Here is a 19,583-nt window from a genome sequence, read left to right on the forward strand (position 1 = left end):
CCTTCAGGCTGCTGGCGGCAGTTGAAGGCTTTGTTAACAAAACTAAACTAAAACTAATGCTTCTTACCACGGAAGCTTCATGAAAACTATCTTTTAAAGTCTTAAGTTCTTAGTCTCCAGTCAAAAGTTTTTTATGACTTTGGACTGGAGACTCAAGACTTTTTATATTAGAATCTTTTGCGACGTTCTGGGCGATCTTCACGGCGTTTGCCAGAAAAATCACGGAAACCACCACCGCCACCGGCAGCATTGCTTCTTTCGCCACCTCGATATCCTCCGCCTTCACGACGTTCGCCACCACGGTAACCACCGCCACCTTCGCGACGTTCGCCACCACGGTAACCGCCTTCACGACGTTCGCCGCCACCACGGTTATCGCTGGTACCTTCGCCAGATACTTCTATCCTTACAGGGCGACCTTTAAATTCAATTTCTTTAAAGTTGGTCATTACTTTTTCTACTTCCTCATTTGGAACTTCGAAAAATGAATAAACACCCTTAACATCTATTTTACCAACGGTACGACCGCTTATTTTGGTAGTGTTGCAAATGTAACCCAACAGATCGCCGCGGTTAAATTCATCAACAGAACCCAGGTTTATAAATAAACGGGTATAAGCTGATGGTCCGCTTGATGCGCCACGTTCATGACGGTCATCAGATCTTTCACGACGGCTATCATCGATACTCGCGTTCAAGTCAGGAGCGTTTTTGTAATAATCAAGGAAACGGTTAAATTCAATTGAAGCAAAACGCTTAATGAAATCTTCCTTGGTCATATCCTTAAACTCTTCCATTATACGGGGCAGGTATTGCTCAATTTGCTCTTCATTCACCTGTACATTATGTACTTTATGAACAATAGAGAATAATTGTTTTTCGCAAACATCAAACCCTGTTGGTATTTCGGCTTTAACAAAACGCTTGCCTAAGCCACGTTCTATCTGGCGTATTTTCCCTAATTCTTTAGCGTTGATGATAGAGATAGATACACCAGTTTTACCGGCACGGGCTGTACGGCCGCTACGGTGAGTGTAGTTCTCAACCTCATCAGGTAACGAGTAGTTAATAACGTGTGTAACATCATTAACATCAATACCACGTGCGGCAACATCAGTAGCAATTAATAATTGCAGGTTGCGCTCACGGTAACGTTTCATTACCTTATCGCGTTGTTGTTGTGACAGGTCACCATGTAAAGAATCGGCATTGTAACCGTCTTTGATCAGTGCCTCTGCAATATCCTGGGTTTCAATTTTAGTACGGCAAAATACGATACCAAAAATATCAGGGTTAAAATCAACAATGCGTTTAAATGCGGCATACTTATCACGGGCACGTACTATATAGTATTCGTGCTCAATGTTGGCATTACCGGTGTTTTTTGTTCCCATGGTAAGCTCAAACGGCTCATTCATGTACTTTTTCGCTATACGGCGAACTTCAGTAGGCATGGTGGCCGAGAACAACCAGGTTTTTTTCTCATCGGGTGTGGTAGATAGGATACTGTCAATATCTTCCTGAAAGCCCATGTTGAGCATTTCATCAGCTTCATCCAATACTACGTACTTCACCTTCGAAAAATCTATCGCCTTGCGGTTGATGATATCAAGCATACGGCCTGGTGTGGCCACAACGATCTGTACACCGCGTTTTATCTGGCGTAACTGATCCATAATACTTGCACCACCATAAACGGCAACAACGTTAACGTTGCCCATTTTTTTGGCGTAATTTTTAATGTCGTTTGTAATCTGTAAGCAAAGCTCACGTGTTGGGCATAAAACAAGTGCCTGTGGATGATTTTCTTCGAAATCCAACAGCTCTAATAATGGTAGGCCAAAGGCAGCAGTCTTACCGGTCCCGGTTTGGGCTAATCCGACAAAATCGTTGCTGCCTGTTAACAATACCGGAATTGACTGTTCCTGGATTGGCGTTGGGTTTTCAAACCCTAACTCAGAGATGGCATTAACAATATCATGACGGATTCCCAGTTCAATAAATGGGTTCATGAATTAAAATAACGAATTTGGCAACATCGCCAAATCGGGCGCAAAGATAGCTACTTTAATTTTAAATTCCAATAGGGTATATTGCTTATTGTAATTATGGAATTTTATGGGTTAAAAAACTTGTGTTTTTTATGGTATTGATATCTTTTGTTGTTCAAAACAGGCTTGCTATCAGCAACATGCCATTAATAGAGCGGTTGCTTGTTAGGTAAAACGGCGGGTGCGGCATAGATTCGCATACCCGTTGCCACGCCTGGCGCCCTCTCTTCGGTTTTGGCGGATACTACCATGTGTACATCCCTCGAAAACAGTCAACAGGATAATGTGCTCCGTTAGGAGCTACCCGTTTGTAGCACTTAAATATTTTATGCCTTTGCCTCGTAGGGGCTACCCTTAAAATAACAAATGTGATTACCTGCTAATTGGGGGTTGCACCTACGGAGCAATCTCGTTTTTTGATTTGTTTACTACAAACAGGTAGCTCCTAACGGAGCATATCAACTTGTGCACACACAGCAGCTGCGGAGGGGTTTTGAAAAATGGATATAAGGGTAGTTGGATAAGGAACAAAGAAAAGGTCTCCTCAGCCCTCTTCCGGAATCGTCAGCAATATACCATCAGCTTTAAAAGCCTGCTTTTTATCTCAATCTATCTGCCGATTTGATCAGCTTTTCATCGCGCTGGATACTTTTTGCCGCCAGGATCAGGAGCACAATGCTTAATGAAGTAAGGAATAGGCCTATGCCCATGGTTCGGGAATCAAGCTGAACACTGCCTACTGCGTTTTTAACCGTTTGGGCCATCCAAAAACTATAGCCAATTAATACCAGTATGGCGCTGTAGCAAAGCGCGATTTGTTGTTTACGTTTTTTAAATAAAAATATAATAACCAACGGTATCAGGGCAACAATGGCGGTTACCGCTGTAAGGGCTGTAAAGTGTTCGGTATATTTTTGTGCGCCGTCAGCATCCTGAAAAATACCTGTAACCATAATACTTACGGGTTTATCGGCTACATAAACGTTATGCGCTAATGGAAAAAAGAAAAGAGCAAACAGCACAAGGCTGGCAAATAGCAAGTAAATGCTTTGTATTCGTTGCAGCATAATATTAAAATTATAGTGGCAAATATAATTGTTTTAATTATTGCCGTGGGGCATTTTTATTGGGCAATGAATTTGCTTTGAATGATAATTATTGCTGTATATTTATAATTAATTTATAATTAATTTCTAATTAATAAACTTGGTTATGACCCAGCCCCCCGCTAACAGCCTATCGCCGCAGGATGTGAAGTTTGAAGACGCGCACCTGAAAAAAATATTCCTGGAACATTTGAACAGTATTTATTGCGGCAAACAGCACCTGATACATTTTTTTGAAGAGATTCAAGGTTTGGCAACCCTTAAGTTTTTAAAAAAAACTATACAGGAGTGCAGCGATGATGCCCAGGAGCAATTGCAGCATTTGGATAGTATATTTAATGCCATTAACCAGGACCAATCAAAAATTAGTGTTTTAGGTATGAAAGCCATGACGCTCGAAGCCTATATCTCGGCTATTAAGGCTGGTAAAACACCCATGGAGCGCGATGTTTTTATTGTTTTTTATCTGCAGTTAATTGAAGGTATTGAGGTTACCTATTTTAAGGTGTTGAAAAACCTGGCAAAGGCCATAGGTTATAGCAATACCTTTTTAGATAAACCATTTAAACAGGCGGTTGAAGACAGGGTAATGTTTGAATCTATTTATAAAGAATATATAAGCGAACCAGCACCGTAACAAGGGACGACTCACCCGGTCTTTGCTTCGCTCGACCACCCTCTCTTCGCCTGCGGCGGAAAGAGGGGTTTAAATTCGATACATAAAAACTTTCTTTACCCCCTCTTTCCAGCGAAGCTGAAGAGAGGGGCGACAAGCCCAGCGATGTCGGAGTGAGTTTAATCATCATACCTGAATTTATAGTTTGACCAAATAATGAACACCCATACCCGGCATATTGCTAACTTTGCCGCGTGACGGATAAAAAACGCTATTTTATTGAATTAGCTTATGATGGCACCAGCTATCATGGCTGGCAGATACAGCAAAATGCCGTAAGCGTACAGGAGGTATTGAATAAAGCCCTGGCCATTATTTTACGCCAACCAGTTGAAACCATTGGCTGCGGCCGTACAGATACCGGTGTACACGCCCGGGAATTTTTCGCGCATTTTGATGTGGACGTAGACCATAGTCCATTGACCATAGACCATAGTGCAGGCGACAACTATGGACCATTGACCATTGACCAGGGACTATCAACTATCGACTATGGACAAAAAGTTCGCGGCCTCAACGCCCTGCTCCCTTCCGATATCGCTATAAAAAATATTATTCCGGTTCATGCGGATGCTCATGCGCGGTTTGATGCCACGCTGCGGTCATACCAGTACCATATCCATTTTAATAAAGACCCTTTTTTACGCGGGTACTCCTGGCAGGTTCGTGATGTGCCAGATATGGAATTGATGAACCAGGCTGCCGCGATGATCATGGAGTATACTGATTTTAGCTGTTTCAGTAAATCAAACACGCAGGTTAAAACCAATAACTGCAAAATAAGCAGGGCTGAGTGGGTAAAAACAGAACAAGGCATGGTTTTTCATATTTCGGCCGACAGGTTTCTGCGTAATATGGTAAGGGCCATTGTAGGTACGCTGATGATGGTTGGCAAACATGAAATGCCGCCCGAAGCCGTGCGCCAGATCATTGAAAGTAAAAACCGATCCAACGCGGGCATGAGTGTACCGGCCTGTGGTTTGTATTTAACAGAGGTGAAGTACAGCCCCCTAACCCCCTGAAGGGGGAACGATAATGTAAAGGAAATAAGACAATGATTTATAAATTAGTTGATAAATTAGCAAATCAAAAAACTCCCCCTTTAGGGGGTTGGGGGGCAAAATGTCTGAAATAACCGGAAAAGCGCTTGATTGGAAACTGTTAAAACGGGTGATGCATTATGTAAAACCGTATAACAGCACATTTGTAATAGCCGCATTTTTAACCATTTTTTTGGCGGTTAGCGCGTTGGCGCAGCCATTCCTTATTCAGCACACGTTGGATGTTGACATATTGAATGATAATTATGATGGCCTGGTTTTTATGGTGGCGCTCATGATAGGGCAGCTCATTATTCAAACAGTAGCGCAATATTATCAAACCTATTTAACCAATGCGCTGGGTCAATCCGTGATCCGCGATCTGCGTATTGATATTTTTAATCATATCACCAGTTTGCGCCTCAAATATTTTGACCGCACACCTATAGGGATGCTCATTACCCGTACCGTATCTGACCTGGAAACCATTGCCGATATATTTTCTGAAGGATTGATCTCCATTATGGGCGATATGCTGCTTGTGTTTGCGGTAATTGGCTTCATGCTATACCAGGATTGGAAACTGGCCCTCATCACCCTGATCCCCATGCCGTTCCTGTTCGCATCAACCTATGTGTTTAAAGAGGCCATCAAATCATCCTTTCAGGAAGTGCGCACACAGGTGGCCCGTTTAAATACTTTTTTGGCCGAGCATATTTCGGGCATCAGTATTATCCAGTTATTTGCCCGCGAAGACCAGGAAATGCGCAAGTTTAAAGCGGTTAACCAAAAATACAGAGATGCCAATATTCGCTCCAACTGGTACTACTCCATATTTTTTCCGGTTGTTGAAATTTTGTTTGCCATTTGTATGGGGTTACTGGTTTGGTACGGCTGTAAACGGATGCTGTCTGATAGTCAGCTGGCCGCGCTTTCGGCAAGACCGGGTGGCATTACCCCCGGTGTTATTACAGGCTTTATTGTATTGCTCAACATGCTTTTCAGACCGATACGCCAACTGGCCGATAAGTTTAATACTCTGCAAATGGGTATGGTGGGTGCCGACAGGATATTTAAAGTATTGGATACCGACGAAGTGGCCGCTGATACCGGTACAATAAATACCGGCAGGCTGCAGGGCGATATTGAGTTTGACAAAGTTTGGTTTGCTTATAACGACGAGAACTGGGTTTTAAAGAATATTAATTTCCGGGTAAAACCCGGCGAAACACTGGCTCTGGTGGGCGCTACCGGTGCAGGTAAATCATCAACCATAAATATACTGAACCGCTTTTATGAAATTGGTCAGGGCAATGTTAAGGTAGACGGTCATGATATACGCGAATACCAGGTTGAGTTTTTACGCTCACAGATTGCTACCGTTATTCAGGACGTATTTTTGTTTACTGATACCATTGCCAATAACATCAGCCTGAATAACCAGTCCATTACACGCGAGCAAATTATAGCTGCCGCTAAGGATGTGGGCGCACACGAATTTATTGAACGCCTGCCCGGCGGATATGATTATAATGTGATGGAAAGGGGCGCAACACTTTCGGCTGGGCAATCGCAATTGATCTCATTTATCAGGGCCCTGGTATATAACCCGGCAATTTTAGTTTTGGACGAGGCCACCTCATCTGTAGATACCGAAACCGAGATTCTGATACAGAACGCTATTAATAAGCTGATGCAGGGCCGCACAGCCATTGTAATTGCTCACCGCCTATCGACAATACAAAACGCCGACAGGATCATTGTGCTTGATCACGGCGAGATCATGGAGAGTGGTACCCACCAGGAGCTCCTGAAAATTGAGCATGGTCATTACCGCAAGCTCTATGATCTGCAATTTAACTCAGCAGGGATAGCACGATAGTTGGTTGCGAGTTGCCGGTTACCTGTTGCGTGTTTTTTTATATAATGGTGTATAACAAAACTTACTACTTTTAGTCACGATCCCCGAACCTCGCAACCCGCATCTCATCACTCCTTTGGAGGATCTTTAACCGACTCAACCGGCTGCTCTTCTTTTTCGTGTTTTTTGGCAATGTCGCCGCCGTGGGGGTTATCGGCATGGTATTGTTTATCCTCTTTTCGTATTTTACTTTTACCACCGTTATCCCGGGGCCTTTTGGTTGGTGTATCTGACGGTGATGGTTTGTTGGGTGAATTTGCTGGCTTTGTCATGTGTATTTAACAAAGGGATACGGGGATTTGTTTATTGTCTGAACCGGGATTAAGCGGATTCATCAGATTCATTGGATTTTGGGGTTATTGTCTGAACCGGGATTAAGCGGATTTATCAGATTCATTGGATTTTGATTTGCATAAAGAGAAAAATCGTGGTTAATCCTTTAATCCGCTTAATCCCGGTTCAGACAAATAGTTAATAAATGTTAAAACTACCGGCCTAATAAGCTATTAAACAATATTTATAACTAATAAACTTTTACCTTTAAGGCGGGTTTCTTAATTTCGCACAAATCCGGATGAGTGGTTGTGTATGAGCAGTATCATCTCATATCTCAAATCCCACATCTCATATCTATATAGAATGGAAGAATTTGAAGCAAGCGCATCGGCAAAAAAAACAAAAACCATATACGTATCTACCGTATTTGGTATTGCCATGGTGTTAGTAATGATAGGGCTTTTAGGGCTCATATTGGTACATGCCAATAACTTGTCGCGCTATGTAAAGGAAAATATAGTGCTCAATATTTTTGTTGATGATGCCGCGCACGAAACCGATGTGTTGCAATTGCAAAAACAATTGGATGCTAACATGATGGTGAAGCAAACCCAATACGTAAGTAAAGAGCTTGCCGCACGCAACCTGCAAAAAGACCTGGGCGAAGATTTTGTGAAGTTTTTAGGATATAACCCGCTATCACAATCGCTTGATGTTTACCTGAAGGCCGACTATGCTAACAATAAAGACATTGAAAAATTTAAAGCCGACCTGTTAAAAAATCCATTGGTTAAAGAAGTGAAATACCAGCAATCACTGGTTGATCAGATGAACCAGAATTTGGCTTCTATCAGTTTAATTATTTTAGTGTTCGCAGCCATATTTGTTGTACTATCAGTAGCGTTAATTAATAACACCATCAGGCTGGCAATTTACTCACAGCGTTTCCTGATCAAATCAATGCAGTTGGTAGGGGCCACCAAAGGATTTATTCGCAAGCCATTTTTATTTTATGGCATATGGCACGGACTTTTAGGAGGCTTAATTGCCATTATTATATTAATTGGTACACTTTACCTGGGCTACAGGCAAGTGCCTGATCTGGTAATATTGCAAAACTATGCCGAGTTTGGCATTGTATTTTTAGCGGTTATTGGCATTGGGATATTTATTTCGGCCTTTAGCACCTTTTTGGCGGTCAACAAGTTTTTACGTTTAAAAATATACGATCTATATAGATAGTTGGAGATAAGGGATAAAGCGGAACGGTTTTAACAGGAAGCTTAATTCACTAACTCAATAATTCAATAATTAAAATATATGGCACAGCAAATTAAACCAGCCGCAACGGCTAAAACCACAACAAAAACAACCAGCAGCGAGCCTGTACAATTTATATTTGATAAAAGTAATTACAGGTTGCTGATCATCAGTGTTGCTGTGGTGGCTTTTGGTTTTGTATTAATGGCAGGTACAACTGATATTTACAGTACTACAAAAATTGTTATAGCTCCTATTGTTGTATTAGCAGGATTTGCATTAGGCTTTTTCGCGATATTAAAGAAGCCGGAAGTTAAGTAATTTGGTTGATTAAGTTGATTGGAAGAGTGGTTGATTGAGTTGAAAAGACTAATCAACCTGCTGATCCAAACCCAATCAACTTAATCCAGCTCAATCAACCAAATCTAATCCAACTCAACCCCCAATCTACCCTCAATGAATATCATCCACGTTATTATCCTTGCCATAATTGAAGGGATAACAGAATTTTTACCGGTATCGTCAACCGGCCACATGATTATTGCCTCATCCATAATGGGCATAGCAGCCGATCCTTTTGTTAAGCTATTTACTATTGCCATACAGTTAGGCGCTATATTATCGGTTGTAGTATTGTATTACAAAAGGTTTTTACAATCGGTTAACTTTTACATAAAATTGCTGGTAGCTTTTATACCCGCGGCTATATTCGGCGTATTATTCAGCAAAAAAATAGATGCTTTTTTAGAGAGCGCACTTACCGTAGGCATCACGATGTTTGTGGGTGGTATTATATTGTTGTTTGTTGACAAATGGTTTAACAAGCCAACCGTAAAGGAAGAAAAAGACATCAGCTATTTAACGGCGCTTAAAATTGGTTTTTTCCAGTGTTTGGCCATGATCCCCGGTACATCACGTTCGGCAGCGAGCATTGTGGGTGGTATGGCGCAAAAGCTTACACGTACGGCTGCGGCCGAGTTCTCTTTCTTTTTGGCAGTACCTACCATGTTTGCGGCAACCGCGAAAAAACTATACGATTTTCATAAAGAAGGCCACATATTTACCGGCGAAGAAATTAAACTGCTGGCCATTGGTAATGTAATAGCGTTTGTAGTAGCCATGCTGGCCATCAAAACATTCATCACCTTTTTAGAGCGTAAAGGCTTTGTGATATTTGGTTGGTACCGTATTGTTGTAGGCGCGCTTATTATCGGGCTCATCTGGAGCGGACATCCTTTGCAGATCGTTTAAATATTATTTTTTAGTCTGAACCATGATTTCCGGGATTAAAGGATTGAGGGATTTTTTTCTCTTAAAATCGTGGTAATCTCTTAATCTGTTTAATCGTGGTTCAGACAAAGTCTTTAATTCCGGTTCCTGCAAATTCCCTACCTTTGCCCCAAATCCCGGGGATATCCGGTAAAAAGAATCCATATTGAAAAAAACTTATACCAAAATAGAAGAATTTGCCGAAGGACAGCTGCTGCTGGTTAACAAACCCTACAACTGGACAAGCTTTGATGTGGTAGGCAAAATTCGTAACTCCTTTAAGCCGCTTAAGTTAAAGGTGGGCCATGCCGGTACGCTTGATCCGTTGGCTACAGGTTTGCTGATCATTTGCACCGGTAAAATGACCAAGCAGATAGATACTTTCCAGGCCGAGGAAAAGGAATACACAGGTACCATGATATTGGGCGCAACCACGCCATCATACGATATGGAGACTGAGCCTGATAAAAAGTTTGATACCAGCCAACTTACCGAAGAGCAGCTGCGTAATAACTGCGAACAGTTTATTGGCGACATACAGCAATATCCGCCGGCGCACTCAGCTATAAAAATTGATGGTGAACGCTTATATGAAAAGGCCCGCAGGGGCGAGGATGTAGAATTGCGTTTACGCAGTGTTACCATCAGCGCGTTTGAGTTAACCCGAATTGAACTGCCCGAAGTTGATTTCAGGGTAGTTTGTAGCAAGGGTACGTATATCAGGTCGCTGGTGAATGATTTTGGAGCTACGCTTAATAACGGGGCATACCTTTCAAAATTAAGGCGCACCCGCAGCGGTAATTACCGGGTAGATGATGCCTGGGAAGTGATGGAGCTGGTAAACATGATCAGGGGATTAAAGGTGGTGAACGAGCCGGCGGCAGAGTAAATACATTTCTGCGTCAAAATAATGTGCAGCTTCACCGTGGTCAACTAAAAAATTAACTTTGTGCTTTTACTCATAAAATGAGGATATATCATCATATTGACGAATTTACAGCGGTAAAAAATGCGGTAGTAACCATCGGTACATTTGATGGGGTGCATATTGGTCACCGTAAAATTATTTCGGGGATAAAGGAACTGGCGGATAGCATTGGTGGCGAAACCGTTATTTTAACCTTTTTTCCGCATCCACGCATGATATTGCATCCCGAGGATGAAAGCCTGAAACTGATCACTACCATTACCGAAAAGGCTCAGTTAATGGAGCAATTAGGGGTTGATCATTTGATTATTACGCCATTTTCAAGAGATTTTTCAAACCAGACCGCCGAAGGTTACATTCGCGATGTGCTGGTTAATAAAATAGGAACCAAAAAAATTGTAATAGGTTACGATCACCGCTTTGGTAAAGACAGGCAAGGGGGCCTTAATGATCTGCTCAAACTTGGTCCCGTTTATGGTTTTGATGTAGTAGAAATACCTGAACAGGACATCAATGAGGTGGCCATCAGTTCAACCCGTATCAGAAATGCTTTGTTAAGTGATAAAATTGATCTGGCTAATTCCTATTTGGGCTATCCATTTTTTATTACCGGCACCGTGATCCGTGGCGATCAGCTCGGCAGGCAGCTGGGTTATCCAACGGCAAATATTGTGGTAGAGGAAAAATATAAGCTTATCCCCGCCGATGGTATTTTTGCCGTAACTGTAAATGTGGCCGGCATTGAGCATAAAGGCATGGCCTATATTGGCAGCCGCCCAACGGTGAATGGCTTAACCCACAACATCGAGGTGAATATTTTTGATTTTGACCAGGAGATATATAACCAGCCCATCCGCATGGAATTTCACCACTATGTACGCGGCGATATCAAGTTTTCATCCCTTGATGAACTCAAAGTGCAGTTAGCAAAGGATAAGGAAGACGTGCTGGCATTGTTGTAATAATTGTCTGAACCACGATTAAACAGATTAAGAGATTACCACGATTTTCAGAGAAAAAAATCCCTTAATCCCTTAATCCCAAAAATCCCGGTTCAGACCAAACCTTTAGTTCCGGGTCATACAAACCCTAAGAAACTCAAAACTCTTAACTAACTTCCCCAAGTTTTCAACTAAAACTGTACCTTTACCTGTCAATATGGCTCTGTTAATTGCCTTGGCGCAATTGTTGAGTTTGTAGGATCATATCAAATTAATATGTTAGATTTTATCAGTAAGCTTTTTGGAAGCAAATCAGAACGGGATGTAAAAGCAATACAGCCAATAGTTGAAAAAATTAAGGCTGAATTTGCAAAACTCGACAACATCAGCAATGATGAGCTTAGAGCTAAAACCATAGATTTTAAAGAAACAATAGCCCAGGGACTTTCAGGCATTGATGGCGAGATACAAGCTATTAAAGATCGCACTGAAAATGAGCTGGATATGGATGTAAGCGAAAAGGTAGAGCTTTATACTCAGTTAGATAAACTGGAAAAAGACCGCAATAAAGAGCTGGAAGATATATTGTTAAATATATTGCCCGAAGCTTTTGCGGTAGTAAAAGAAACCGCCCGCCGCTTTGCCGGTAATAAAACCATTGAAGTTACCGCCACCCAGTTTGACCGTGAACTTGCCGCGAGCAAGAGCAACGTGGTTATTAAGGGCGATCAGGCTATACACCACAATACCTGGCTTGCCGCTGGTAATGAGGTAACCTGGGACATGGTACACTATGATGTGCAGCTAATAGGCGGTTTTGTACTGCACCAGGGTAAAATAGCCGAAATGGCTACTGGTGAAGGTAAAACGCTGGTAGCCACGCTGCCTGCGTATTTAAATGCCTTAGCCGGACAAGGTGTTCACATAGTAACGGTGAATGATTACCTGGCCCGACGCGATAGTGAATGGATGGGTCCGCTGTATGAGTTCCATGGTTTATCGGTTGATTGTATTGATAAACATGAGCCGAATTCAGAGGAACGCCGCGCCGCTTATCTGGCCGATATAACTTTTGGTACCAACAATGAGTTTGGTTTTGATTACCTGCGTGACAATATGACACGTAGCCCTGAAGAATTAGTACAACGCAAATTGCACTACGCGATGGTGGATGAGGTCGATTCAGTTTTAATTGATGATGCCCGTACACCTTTAATTATATCAGGCCCGATACCACGTGGCGACGAGCATGAGTTTTATGAACTGAAACCACGCATTGAGCGTTTGGTTAACGCCCAGAAAGCTTATGTTAACGGCGTACTGAACGAGGCTAAAAAAGCCATTAATGAAGGTAATATAGATGCTGATGGTGGTGGCCTGGCCTTACTGCGGGCTTTTAGAGGTTTGCCAAAAAGCAAGGCTTTAATTAAGTTTTTAAGTGAGGGAGCCAACAGATCGCTTTTGCAGAAGATCGAAAACCATTATATGCAGGATCAGGGTAAGGATATGCCTAAGGTTGACTCCGAGCTTTTCTTTGTTATCGACGAGAAAAATAACCAGGTTGAACTGGCCGAAAAAGGTATCGAACTGATCACCTCATCGGGCGAAGATCCTCACTTTTTTGTGATGCCTGATGTAGGTACCGAAATTGCCGAAATCGAAAAATCGACCCTGAGCACTGAAGAGAAAATTGCCCGCAAGGATGAACTGATGCGCGATTTTTCTATCAAATCAGAACGTATCCACTCGGTTAATCAGTTGTTAAAGGCCTATACCCTGTTTGAAAAAGATACTGAATACATTTTGGACGAAGGCAAGGTGAAGATTGTTGATGAGCAAACAGGCCGTGTATTGGATGGCCGCCGTTACTCTGATGGTTTGCACCAGGCTATCGAAGCAAAAGAAAATGTAAAGGTGGAGGACGCAACGCAAACATTCGCAACCATCACCCTGCAAAACTACTTCCGTATGTACCACAAGCTTTGCGGTATGACCGGTACTGCTGTTACAGAGGCAGGTGAGTTTTGGGAAATATACAAACTGGATGTGGTGGAGATACCAACCAATACCCCTGCAAGCCGTGCAGACAGGCAGGATCTGGTATACCGTACCATCCGCGAAAAATATAATGCCGTTGCCGATGAGATTGTTAAACTGACAGAAGCCGGCAGACCGGTACTGGTAGGTACTACATCGGTTGAAATTTCTGAATTACTGAGCCGCATGCTTAAATTGCGCGGCATTAAACATAACGTACTGAATGCCAAGATGCACCAGAAGGAAGCCGATATTGTGGCCGAAGCCGGTAAAACTGGTACAGTGACCATTGCTACCAACATGGCTGGTCGTGGTACGGATATAAAATTAGGAGCTGGCGTTAAGGATGCAGGCGGTTTGGCCATTGTTGGTACAGAACGTCATGAGTCGCGTCGTGTTGACAGGCAGTTGCGTGGTCGTGCCGGTAGGCAGGGTGACCCGGGTTCGTCACAATTCTTTGTGTCGTTAGAGGATAACCTGATGCGTTTATTCGGATCAGAGCGTATCTCCAACCTGATGGTACGTATGGGTATTGAAGAGGGCGAGGTTATCCAGCACTCTATGATCTCCAAATCCATCGAGCGTGCACAGAAAAAAGTAGAAGAGAATAACTTTGGTATCCGTAAGCGTTTGCTGGAGTATGATGATGTGATGAACTCACAGCGTACGGTTATCTACACCAAACGTAAAAACGCCTTGTTTGGCGAACGCCTTGACGTAGATTTGAGCAATACCATTTTTGATGTTGTTGAAGATATTGTTACTGAGTATAAAGAGACCAATAACTACGAAGGTTTTACCCTGGAGGTGATCCGTTTGTTTTCTGTAGATACATCGTTAAGCATTGATGAATTTGCAGCCACATCTATCGCCGCACTTACCGACAGGACTTTCCAAACGGTAATGGACTTTTACAAACGTAAATCCGAGGCTGTTGCACAACAAGCTTTCCCTGTACTGAAAGATGTGTTTGATACCCGCGGCCAGTATGTTGAAAATATTGTGGTGCCATTTAGCGATGGTATACACGGCATACAGGTTTCTGTTCCGCTTAAAAAGGCGGTAGATAATCATGGGGTTGAGGTGTTTAAATCGTTCGAAAAGAACGTGACCCTGTACCTGATTGATGATGCCTGGAAAGAGCACCTGCGTGAGATGGATGAATTAAAACAATCTGTACAGAACGCGGTTTATGAGCAAAAGGATCCATTATTGGTTTACAAGTTTGAAGCTTTTGAACTATTTAGGGGAATGCTTGCCAACGTGAACAAAGAGATCGTGAGCTTCTTGTTCAGGGGAGGAATCCCGGTTCAGCAACAGGCCGAAGAGGTAAAGGAAGCGAAGCCACAGCCTAAGCTTGATCTGCGTAAGATGAAAACTTCCAAACCTGAGCTGGTGAACGAAAGCAGTGGCCTGCCGATGGATGATTTCCGCGAGCAGCAAAAAGCAACTCCGGTTAGGGTAGAGAATAAAATAGGCCGCAATGACCCTTGCCCTTGCGGTAGTGGTAAAAAATATAAGAACTGCCACGGCGTAGGGCAAAATTAAAGCCCCTCTAAATCTCCCCTAAAGGGGAGACTTTAAAAAGACAAAAGAGAGATGTCATCCTGAACTTGTTTCAGGATCTCTCAGGATAAGTTGGCCAGCATGAAGCCGATTTTACATGTGGGACGCCGAAACAAGTTCGGCATGACAGCCCTTGTTTTTAAGAAATAAAAGAAAATGAAAACAGCAGTATTTGATCATAAAGCTAACCCAGCCTTCATCAAATACTGCATTTTTTTTGTGCTGATACTGGCATCAACCCAAACCTTTGCCCAGCAGGTACGTGGCCGGGTTGAGGTAATTAAAGATCCGCTTGTTGATACGCTGATAGCCAAAAGATTTGAAATGAATAACGCGGCGGGAGTTCCGACTGCATTTTCATCCTACGGTTATAGGGTGCAAATATTTAGCGGATCAAACCGTAAAGATGCCTACAGCGCCCAGGCCAGGTTGCAGGATCAGTATCCCGAATTGCGTACGTATATCATTTACAGCGAGCCTAACTTTAAGGTTCGTGCCGGCGATTTCAGGACACGCATGGAAGCCCAAAAATTGATGCAGGAACTCCGGTCTTCGTTTTCAAGCCTGTTCATCATCTCCGAAAAAATTAACCCTCCTAAAACAGATCCCGATAATGATTAAAGAGCAAATACAGGAATTATCCAGGAAAATATTTGACGATGTGGTAGCTAACCGCCGCCATTTGCATAGCCATCCCGAACTATCTTTCCACGAGCTACAAACCTCTGTTTTTGTAGCCAACAAATTGGAAGAACTTGGTTTGGAGTATCACAAAATGGCCGATACCGGCTTGGTGGCCCTTATAAAAGGGGATAAACCATCAAACAATGTGGTTGCTTTGCGTGCAGATATGGATGCATTGCCTATCACCGAGGCTAATGATGTACCCTACAAATCACAAAACGTAGGGGTAATGCACGCTTGCGGTCATGACGCGCATACTTCATCATTGCTGGGTACTGCCCGTATTTTAACCGAACTGAAAAGCCAGTTTGCAGGTACTGTAAAACTGATATTTCAACCGGCAGAAGAAAAGCTGCCCGGCGGAGCCAGTTTGATGATCAAAGAGGGGGTATTGGAAAATCCAAAACCACAGGCTGTGTTGGGTCAGCACGTAATGCCTTTAATAGATGCCGGTAAGGTAGGTTTCCGTGCAGGTAAATATATGGCCTCAACCGATGAGCTTTATGTTACGGTGAAGGGTAAGGGGGGCCATGGCGCGCAGCCACAGCAAAACATTGATCCGGTAATTATTACCGCTCATATATTAACCGCCCTGCAACAGGTAGTAAGCCGCTTTGCCGATCCAAAAAGCCCGTCGGTATTATCATTTGGAAAAGTGATTGCCAACGGGGCTACCAACGTGATCCCGAATGAAGTTTATTTGGAGGGTACTTTCCGCACCATGGATGAGAAATGGCGTGAGGAAGCCCACAAACGCATGAAAAAAATGGCCGAGGGCATAGCCGAAAGTATGGGTGGCAGCTGCGATTTTAACATTATACGCGGTTATCCATTCCTGATCAACGAAGAAAAACTAACCGCCTCAACCCGTGGCCACGCCGAAGATTATCTCGGTAAAGAGAATGTGCTTGACCTTGACATTTGGATGGCTGCCGAAGATTTTGCCTATTATTCACAAGTTGCCGATTCCTGTTTTTACCGCTTAGGTACACGCAACGAAAGTCGCGGTATTACCTCATCGGTACACACACCCACTTTTGATATTGAAGAGAGCGCCTTTGGTATAAGCACCGGTTTAATGGCTTACCTGGCGGTTAAACAATTGGGGAATTAGCAACTGCATCTGTCATGCCGAACTTGTTTCGGCACCCCATATGCAAGGTGTACTTCATAATGGCAACCTATTCCATGAGATCCTGAAACAAGTTCAGGATGACTTAATGGTTAGTTCTTTTGAATGGTATGTACAGTTTTAAATCTTGAACATCAATAGTGTGATAAAAAAATTATTATTAATGCTGGCGTTAACAATAGCCGGCAGCGCTACCTTTGCCCAGCAGATCAATCGTTTTAATCCTGATACCATTCGCACTATTGTTATTGACTCATTGGTTGATATCAGGTCGCACAAACTTAACGCGCAGGATTTTATTGATGCCGTACTGGCCGATACCAGTTTTTATAAGGCTTTTCAAAACATGAAGCAGTACGGCTTTACTGCCGAGAACCGCATTTTTACCTACGATAAAAAGAACAAGGTTGACGGTAAGGTCTATCGTAAAATAGTACACAGTAGTGTTGCCGGTAAACACAAAATGGAGTATTTAGCCAAACTTGATAGCGGCAACATGTTTAAAAAGAACGGCAAATACCAATTGTATACCGTAGAGATGTTTGATTATATTTTCATGAATGCCTACAACTCTGATTTTGTTAAGGGCGATGCGCTGCCGGGTTCGGGCGGTAAAAATGAATCATATAAAGACAAACTTAAAACACTTATCTTCACCCCAGGGCGTAAGGTAAAAGGTATCCCGTTCATCAGCAGTAAAACCGAGATATTTTCGGAGGATATGCGGGAATATTATTACTATGAATTTGCCCGCGGCAAATACCTGGATACCATACCTGTTTACCGGTTTAGGGTAAGGAGCAAGCCAAGCACATCTGACGGCGATACCATGATTAAGGAAATGACCACCATATTTGATGAACGCACGTTCCAGATACTGGGCCGCTATATTGATATGAAATTTAGTAACATGTTTGTTGATTTTGATGTTCAGATGAACATTGAGCTCAACAACTTCGAGGGCGAGTTGCTGCCCACAAAAATAACCTACCAGGGCAACTGGAATATTCCTTTCCATAAGGAAGAACGTGCCAGCTTTTTGATTGTGCATAAAGATTATAAAAAGAACTAACATTGATAGAAGAAATTACCATCCGCAGGCATTGGAAAAAATTCTACCTAAAGGTGCTTCTGTTAGTACTTTATTACCTGTCGCTGGCCCTTATTGTAGGGAGACTATATGAAGAAGCGCTTTCAAAAGCAGGCGAGGGCTTTATAATTTTGATGAGTTTAAGTTTCATAATTTTGGCCCTGTATACCATAGTTCGGTATTTTAAAAATGTCCCAAATTTTTACATTAATACGGATGCTATAGTAATTAACCGCAATACTACTTTTTTGTGGCAAGATCTTGAACGAATTGAATTAGCAGGCAAAAGACCTTTTAATTATATGTTTGGCTATCCGAGGGAAGGGATAATGTTCAAATTTAAAGGCAGCAACAAAATATATTTATTTGATGATATGTATGCTAATACAGCGGCCATTAAAAGATTTATAAGATACCACATTATTAAGAAAACCAACGATTGGATAGAACCAATTATAAGGCCCACTATTTCAGATATTCAGCATGAACAATTTGTACGGTATAATGGCTCTCAGTTTCTTAATTACAGAGGGGTAATTTTATGGATAGTTCTTGGCCTTTTATGTTATGGTATTATAATAACTAACCACGTATGGCTTGTAGCTTTTTTAATTTGCCTGGGTATTATTTTTTTCTGGTGGCTATCCTCATTCATGTGCTTTTTCGGTGTTTCGGATAAATATTTTATAGTCCGGAACCCTAACTTATTTTGGGTGAAAAAAATATACCGGCTTGGTGATATTAAAGAAGTGGTTTTTGAACAGCAGGATTCTAACATGCCTTATTCATTAAGAATAATAAGTGTAGATTTTGAAAGTGACCTATATATGGCAGGCACACTGCGGAATAAAAAATGGCGTCAGTTACAAGAAAACCTTGAGGATAAAAATATCAATGTAAGGAATGAATGCGTGTTTTAATATTTTCATGCTCCATTAAGTTAAAATGAAAAGGCTCCTAAAAAGGGGCCTTTTCATTTTATAAACTGTTGATCCACTTTACCAACTCATCACGGGATTTGCCCGTTTTTTGTTGAAGTTTTCCTAACAATTCATCGTCCTTACCTTCGTCGCGTATCAGGTCATCATCTGTCAGATCGCCGTAGGCTTGTTTTATTTTGCCCTTCAACTCATTCCAGCCGCCTTTTATTTCTAATTTATCCATGGTGTTTTATATTTAGATGTATTAGAATAACAGCAGGAAGTTGGATTGGTTTTTGGGGAATAGGAAATTTGAGCCAGGATGTGAGAATCAGGAACAGAAAAAACGCGTCATTGCGAGGTACGAAGCAATCTCTATGCTATACAGAGCCCACTGAAGTGCATAATTGATCTACTTCCGTAGAGATAGCTTCGTACCTCGATTTCTATGATCTAAGCAACTAATTTGAGATAATTTTTTTCATATTTTCTATTTTGTCTTACACAGGAGAAAATACGTTGTACAAGTTTATTTCTTACAGCGTTTATGACACTCATTTTATTCTTCTTCTCGACGTTGACTTTCCTTTCGTAATAAAGCCTTAACTCATCATTATACTGAATGGCTACTAATGCAGCCATGTGCAAAAGTGTTTTTACTTTTTTATTGGCCATATGGGAGATCC

The 19,583-nt window shown here is 42.1% G+C and carries 17 protein-coding genes and 1 pseudogene; 13 read left to right on the forward strand and 5 right to left on the reverse strand.

Going from position 1 to position 19,583, the window contains the following annotated elements:
• Positions 1–167: 167 nt before the first annotated feature.
• On the reverse strand, positions 168–2,012 hold the full coding sequence (locus AC1DRQ_RS15530; protein ID WP_477425583.1) for a DEAD/DEAH box helicase: 1,845 nt from the start codon (positions 2,010–2,012) through the stop codon (positions 168–170).
• A 638-nt stretch (positions 2,013–2,650) separates the two neighbouring features.
• Positions 2,651–3,118 carry a DUF4293 domain-containing protein gene (locus AC1DRQ_RS15535; protein WP_477425584.1) on the reverse strand — a complete coding sequence of 156 codons (468 nt, stop codon included), beginning with the start codon at positions 3,116–3,118 and terminating at the stop codon, positions 2,651–2,653.
• Between the two features lie 145 nt (positions 3,119–3,263).
• Between AC1DRQ_RS15535 and AC1DRQ_RS15540 the strand changes: the two genes are divergently transcribed.
• The 3 genes from AC1DRQ_RS15540 (at position 3,264) to AC1DRQ_RS15550 (ending at position 6,755) form a co-directional block, all read left to right on the forward strand.
• Entirely contained in the window at positions 3,264–3,794 is a 531-nt protein-coding gene (locus AC1DRQ_RS15540; RefSeq protein WP_477425585.1) for a DUF892 family protein, read from the forward strand.
• 233 nt (positions 3,795–4,027) lie between these two features.
• On the forward strand, positions 4,028–4,855 hold the full coding sequence (gene truA, locus AC1DRQ_RS15545; protein ID WP_477425586.1) for a tRNA pseudouridine(38-40) synthase TruA: 828 nt from the start codon (positions 4,028–4,030) through the stop codon (positions 4,853–4,855).
• A gap of 100 nt (positions 4,856–4,955) precedes the next feature.
• Positions 4,956–6,755 carry an ABC transporter ATP-binding protein gene (locus tag AC1DRQ_RS15550; protein WP_477425587.1) on the forward strand — a complete coding sequence of 600 codons (1,800 nt, stop codon included), beginning with the start codon at positions 4,956–4,958 and terminating at the stop codon, positions 6,753–6,755.
• A 107-nt stretch (positions 6,756–6,862) separates the two neighbouring features.
• Here AC1DRQ_RS15550 and AC1DRQ_RS15555 read toward each other — a convergent pair whose 3' ends face one another.
• Positions 6,863–7,066, reverse strand: a complete 204-nt coding sequence (locus AC1DRQ_RS15555) for a hypothetical protein (protein ID WP_477425588.1) — start codon at positions 7,064–7,066, stop codon at positions 6,863–6,865.
• 367 nt (positions 7,067–7,433) lie between these two features.
• Here AC1DRQ_RS15555 and AC1DRQ_RS15560 point away from each other — a divergent pair, with 367 nt between their 5' ends.
• The 10 genes from AC1DRQ_RS15560 to AC1DRQ_RS15605 all read left to right on the forward strand — a co-directional run bounded on the left by AC1DRQ_RS15560 (position 7,434) and on the right by AC1DRQ_RS15605 (position 18,897).
• Positions 7,434–8,312, forward strand: coding sequence for a cell division protein FtsX (locus AC1DRQ_RS15560; RefSeq protein ID WP_429399957.1), 879 nt, complete (start codon positions 7,434–7,436; stop codon positions 8,310–8,312).
• 78 nt (positions 8,313–8,390) lie between these two features.
• A complete protein-coding gene (locus tag AC1DRQ_RS15565; protein WP_429399958.1) occupies positions 8,391–8,651 on the forward strand; it encodes a DUF3098 domain-containing protein in 261 nt (86 codons plus the stop codon).
• Positions 8,652–8,786: 135 nt separating this feature from the next.
• The gene (locus AC1DRQ_RS15570) at positions 8,787–9,581 is read left to right on the forward strand and encodes an undecaprenyl-diphosphate phosphatase (RefSeq protein WP_477425589.1); all 795 of its coding nucleotides are present in this window, start codon (positions 8,787–8,789) and stop codon (positions 9,579–9,581) included.
• Positions 9,582–9,765: 184 nt separating this feature from the next.
• Positions 9,766–10,488 (forward strand): tRNA pseudouridine(55) synthase TruB, encoded by a 723-nt coding sequence (gene truB, locus AC1DRQ_RS15575; RefSeq protein WP_429399960.1) that lies wholly within the window; start codon positions 9,766–9,768, stop codon positions 10,486–10,488.
• Between the two features lie 77 nt (positions 10,489–10,565).
• Complete coding sequence (locus tag AC1DRQ_RS15580) at positions 10,566–11,489, forward strand: bifunctional riboflavin kinase/FAD synthetase (RefSeq protein WP_429399961.1); 924 nt, start codon at positions 10,566–10,568, stop codon at positions 11,487–11,489.
• 255 nt (positions 11,490–11,744) lie between these two features.
• On the forward strand, positions 11,745–15,053 hold the full coding sequence (secA, locus tag AC1DRQ_RS15585; RefSeq protein WP_477425590.1) for a preprotein translocase subunit SecA: 3,309 nt from the start codon (positions 11,745–11,747) through the stop codon (positions 15,051–15,053).
• A gap of 174 nt (positions 15,054–15,227) precedes the next feature.
• Positions 15,228–15,692, forward strand: coding sequence for an SPOR domain-containing protein (locus AC1DRQ_RS15590; RefSeq protein ID WP_477425591.1), 465 nt, complete (start codon positions 15,228–15,230; stop codon positions 15,690–15,692).
• The gene (locus tag AC1DRQ_RS15595; protein WP_477425592.1) at positions 15,685–16,869 is read left to right on the forward strand and encodes a M20 metallopeptidase family protein; all 1,185 of its coding nucleotides are present in this window, start codon (positions 15,685–15,687) and stop codon (positions 16,867–16,869) included. Before AC1DRQ_RS15590 ends, AC1DRQ_RS15595 begins: the two co-directional genes overlap by 8 nt.
• Before the next feature lie 181 nt (positions 16,870–17,050).
• Entirely contained in the window at positions 17,051–17,959 is a 909-nt protein-coding gene (locus AC1DRQ_RS15600; protein ID WP_477425593.1) for a hypothetical protein, read from the forward strand.
• Positions 17,960–17,961: 2 nt separating this feature from the next.
• Entirely contained in the window at positions 17,962–18,897 is a 936-nt protein-coding gene (locus AC1DRQ_RS15605; RefSeq protein ID WP_477425594.1) for a hypothetical protein, read from the forward strand.
• Positions 18,898–18,955: 58 nt separating this feature from the next.
• Here the strand turns inward: AC1DRQ_RS15605 and AC1DRQ_RS15610 are convergent, their stop codons facing one another.
• Complete coding sequence (locus AC1DRQ_RS15610; RefSeq protein ID WP_429399967.1) at positions 18,956–19,141, reverse strand: CsbD family protein; 186 nt, start codon at positions 19,139–19,141, stop codon at positions 18,956–18,958.
• Positions 19,142–19,350: 209 nt separating this feature from the next.
• Positions 19,351–19,583: pseudogene (locus AC1DRQ_RS15615) on the reverse strand (hypothetical protein); the annotation flags it as partial.

The organism is Mucilaginibacter sp. P4_E8 (genome assembly GCF_056401495.1).

Excerpts from the sequence above, each read along its gene's own strand:
- AC1DRQ_RS15530 (WP_477425583.1), bottom strand. The coding sequence starts at position 2,012 with ATGAACCCATTTATTGAACTGGGAATCCGTCATGATATTGTTAATGCC.
- AC1DRQ_RS15535 (WP_477425584.1), bottom strand. The coding sequence starts at position 3,118 with ATGCTGCAACGAATACAAAGCATTTACTTGCTATTTGCCAGCCTTGTG.
- AC1DRQ_RS15540 (WP_477425585.1), top strand. The coding sequence starts at position 3,264 with ATGACCCAGCCCCCCGCTAACAGCCTATCGCCGCAGGATGTGAAGTTT.
- AC1DRQ_RS15550 (WP_477425587.1), top strand. The coding sequence starts at position 4,956 with ATGTCTGAAATAACCGGAAAAGCGCTTGATTGGAAACTGTTAAAACGG.
- AC1DRQ_RS15555 (WP_477425588.1), bottom strand. The coding sequence starts at position 7,066 with ATGACAAAGCCAGCAAATTCACCCAACAAACCATCACCGTCAGATACA.
- AC1DRQ_RS15560 (WP_429399957.1), top strand. The coding sequence starts at position 7,434 with ATGGAAGAATTTGAAGCAAGCGCATCGGCAAAAAAAACAAAAACCATA.
- AC1DRQ_RS15565 (WP_429399958.1), top strand. The coding sequence starts at position 8,391 with ATGGCACAGCAAATTAAACCAGCCGCAACGGCTAAAACCACAACAAAA.
- AC1DRQ_RS15570 (WP_477425589.1), top strand. The coding sequence starts at position 8,787 with ATGAATATCATCCACGTTATTATCCTTGCCATAATTGAAGGGATAACA.
- AC1DRQ_RS15580 (WP_429399961.1), top strand. The coding sequence starts at position 10,566 with ATGAGGATATATCATCATATTGACGAATTTACAGCGGTAAAAAATGCG.
- secA (WP_477425590.1), top strand. The coding sequence starts at position 11,745 with ATGTTAGATTTTATCAGTAAGCTTTTTGGAAGCAAATCAGAACGGGAT.
- AC1DRQ_RS15590 (WP_477425591.1), top strand. The coding sequence starts at position 15,228 with ATGAAAACAGCAGTATTTGATCATAAAGCTAACCCAGCCTTCATCAAA.
- AC1DRQ_RS15595 (WP_477425592.1), top strand. The coding sequence starts at position 15,685 with ATGATTAAAGAGCAAATACAGGAATTATCCAGGAAAATATTTGACGAT.
- AC1DRQ_RS15600 (WP_477425593.1), top strand. The coding sequence starts at position 17,051 with ATGCTGGCGTTAACAATAGCCGGCAGCGCTACCTTTGCCCAGCAGATC.
- AC1DRQ_RS15610 (WP_429399967.1), bottom strand. The coding sequence starts at position 19,141 with ATGGATAAATTAGAAATAAAAGGCGGCTGGAATGAGTTGAAGGGCAAA.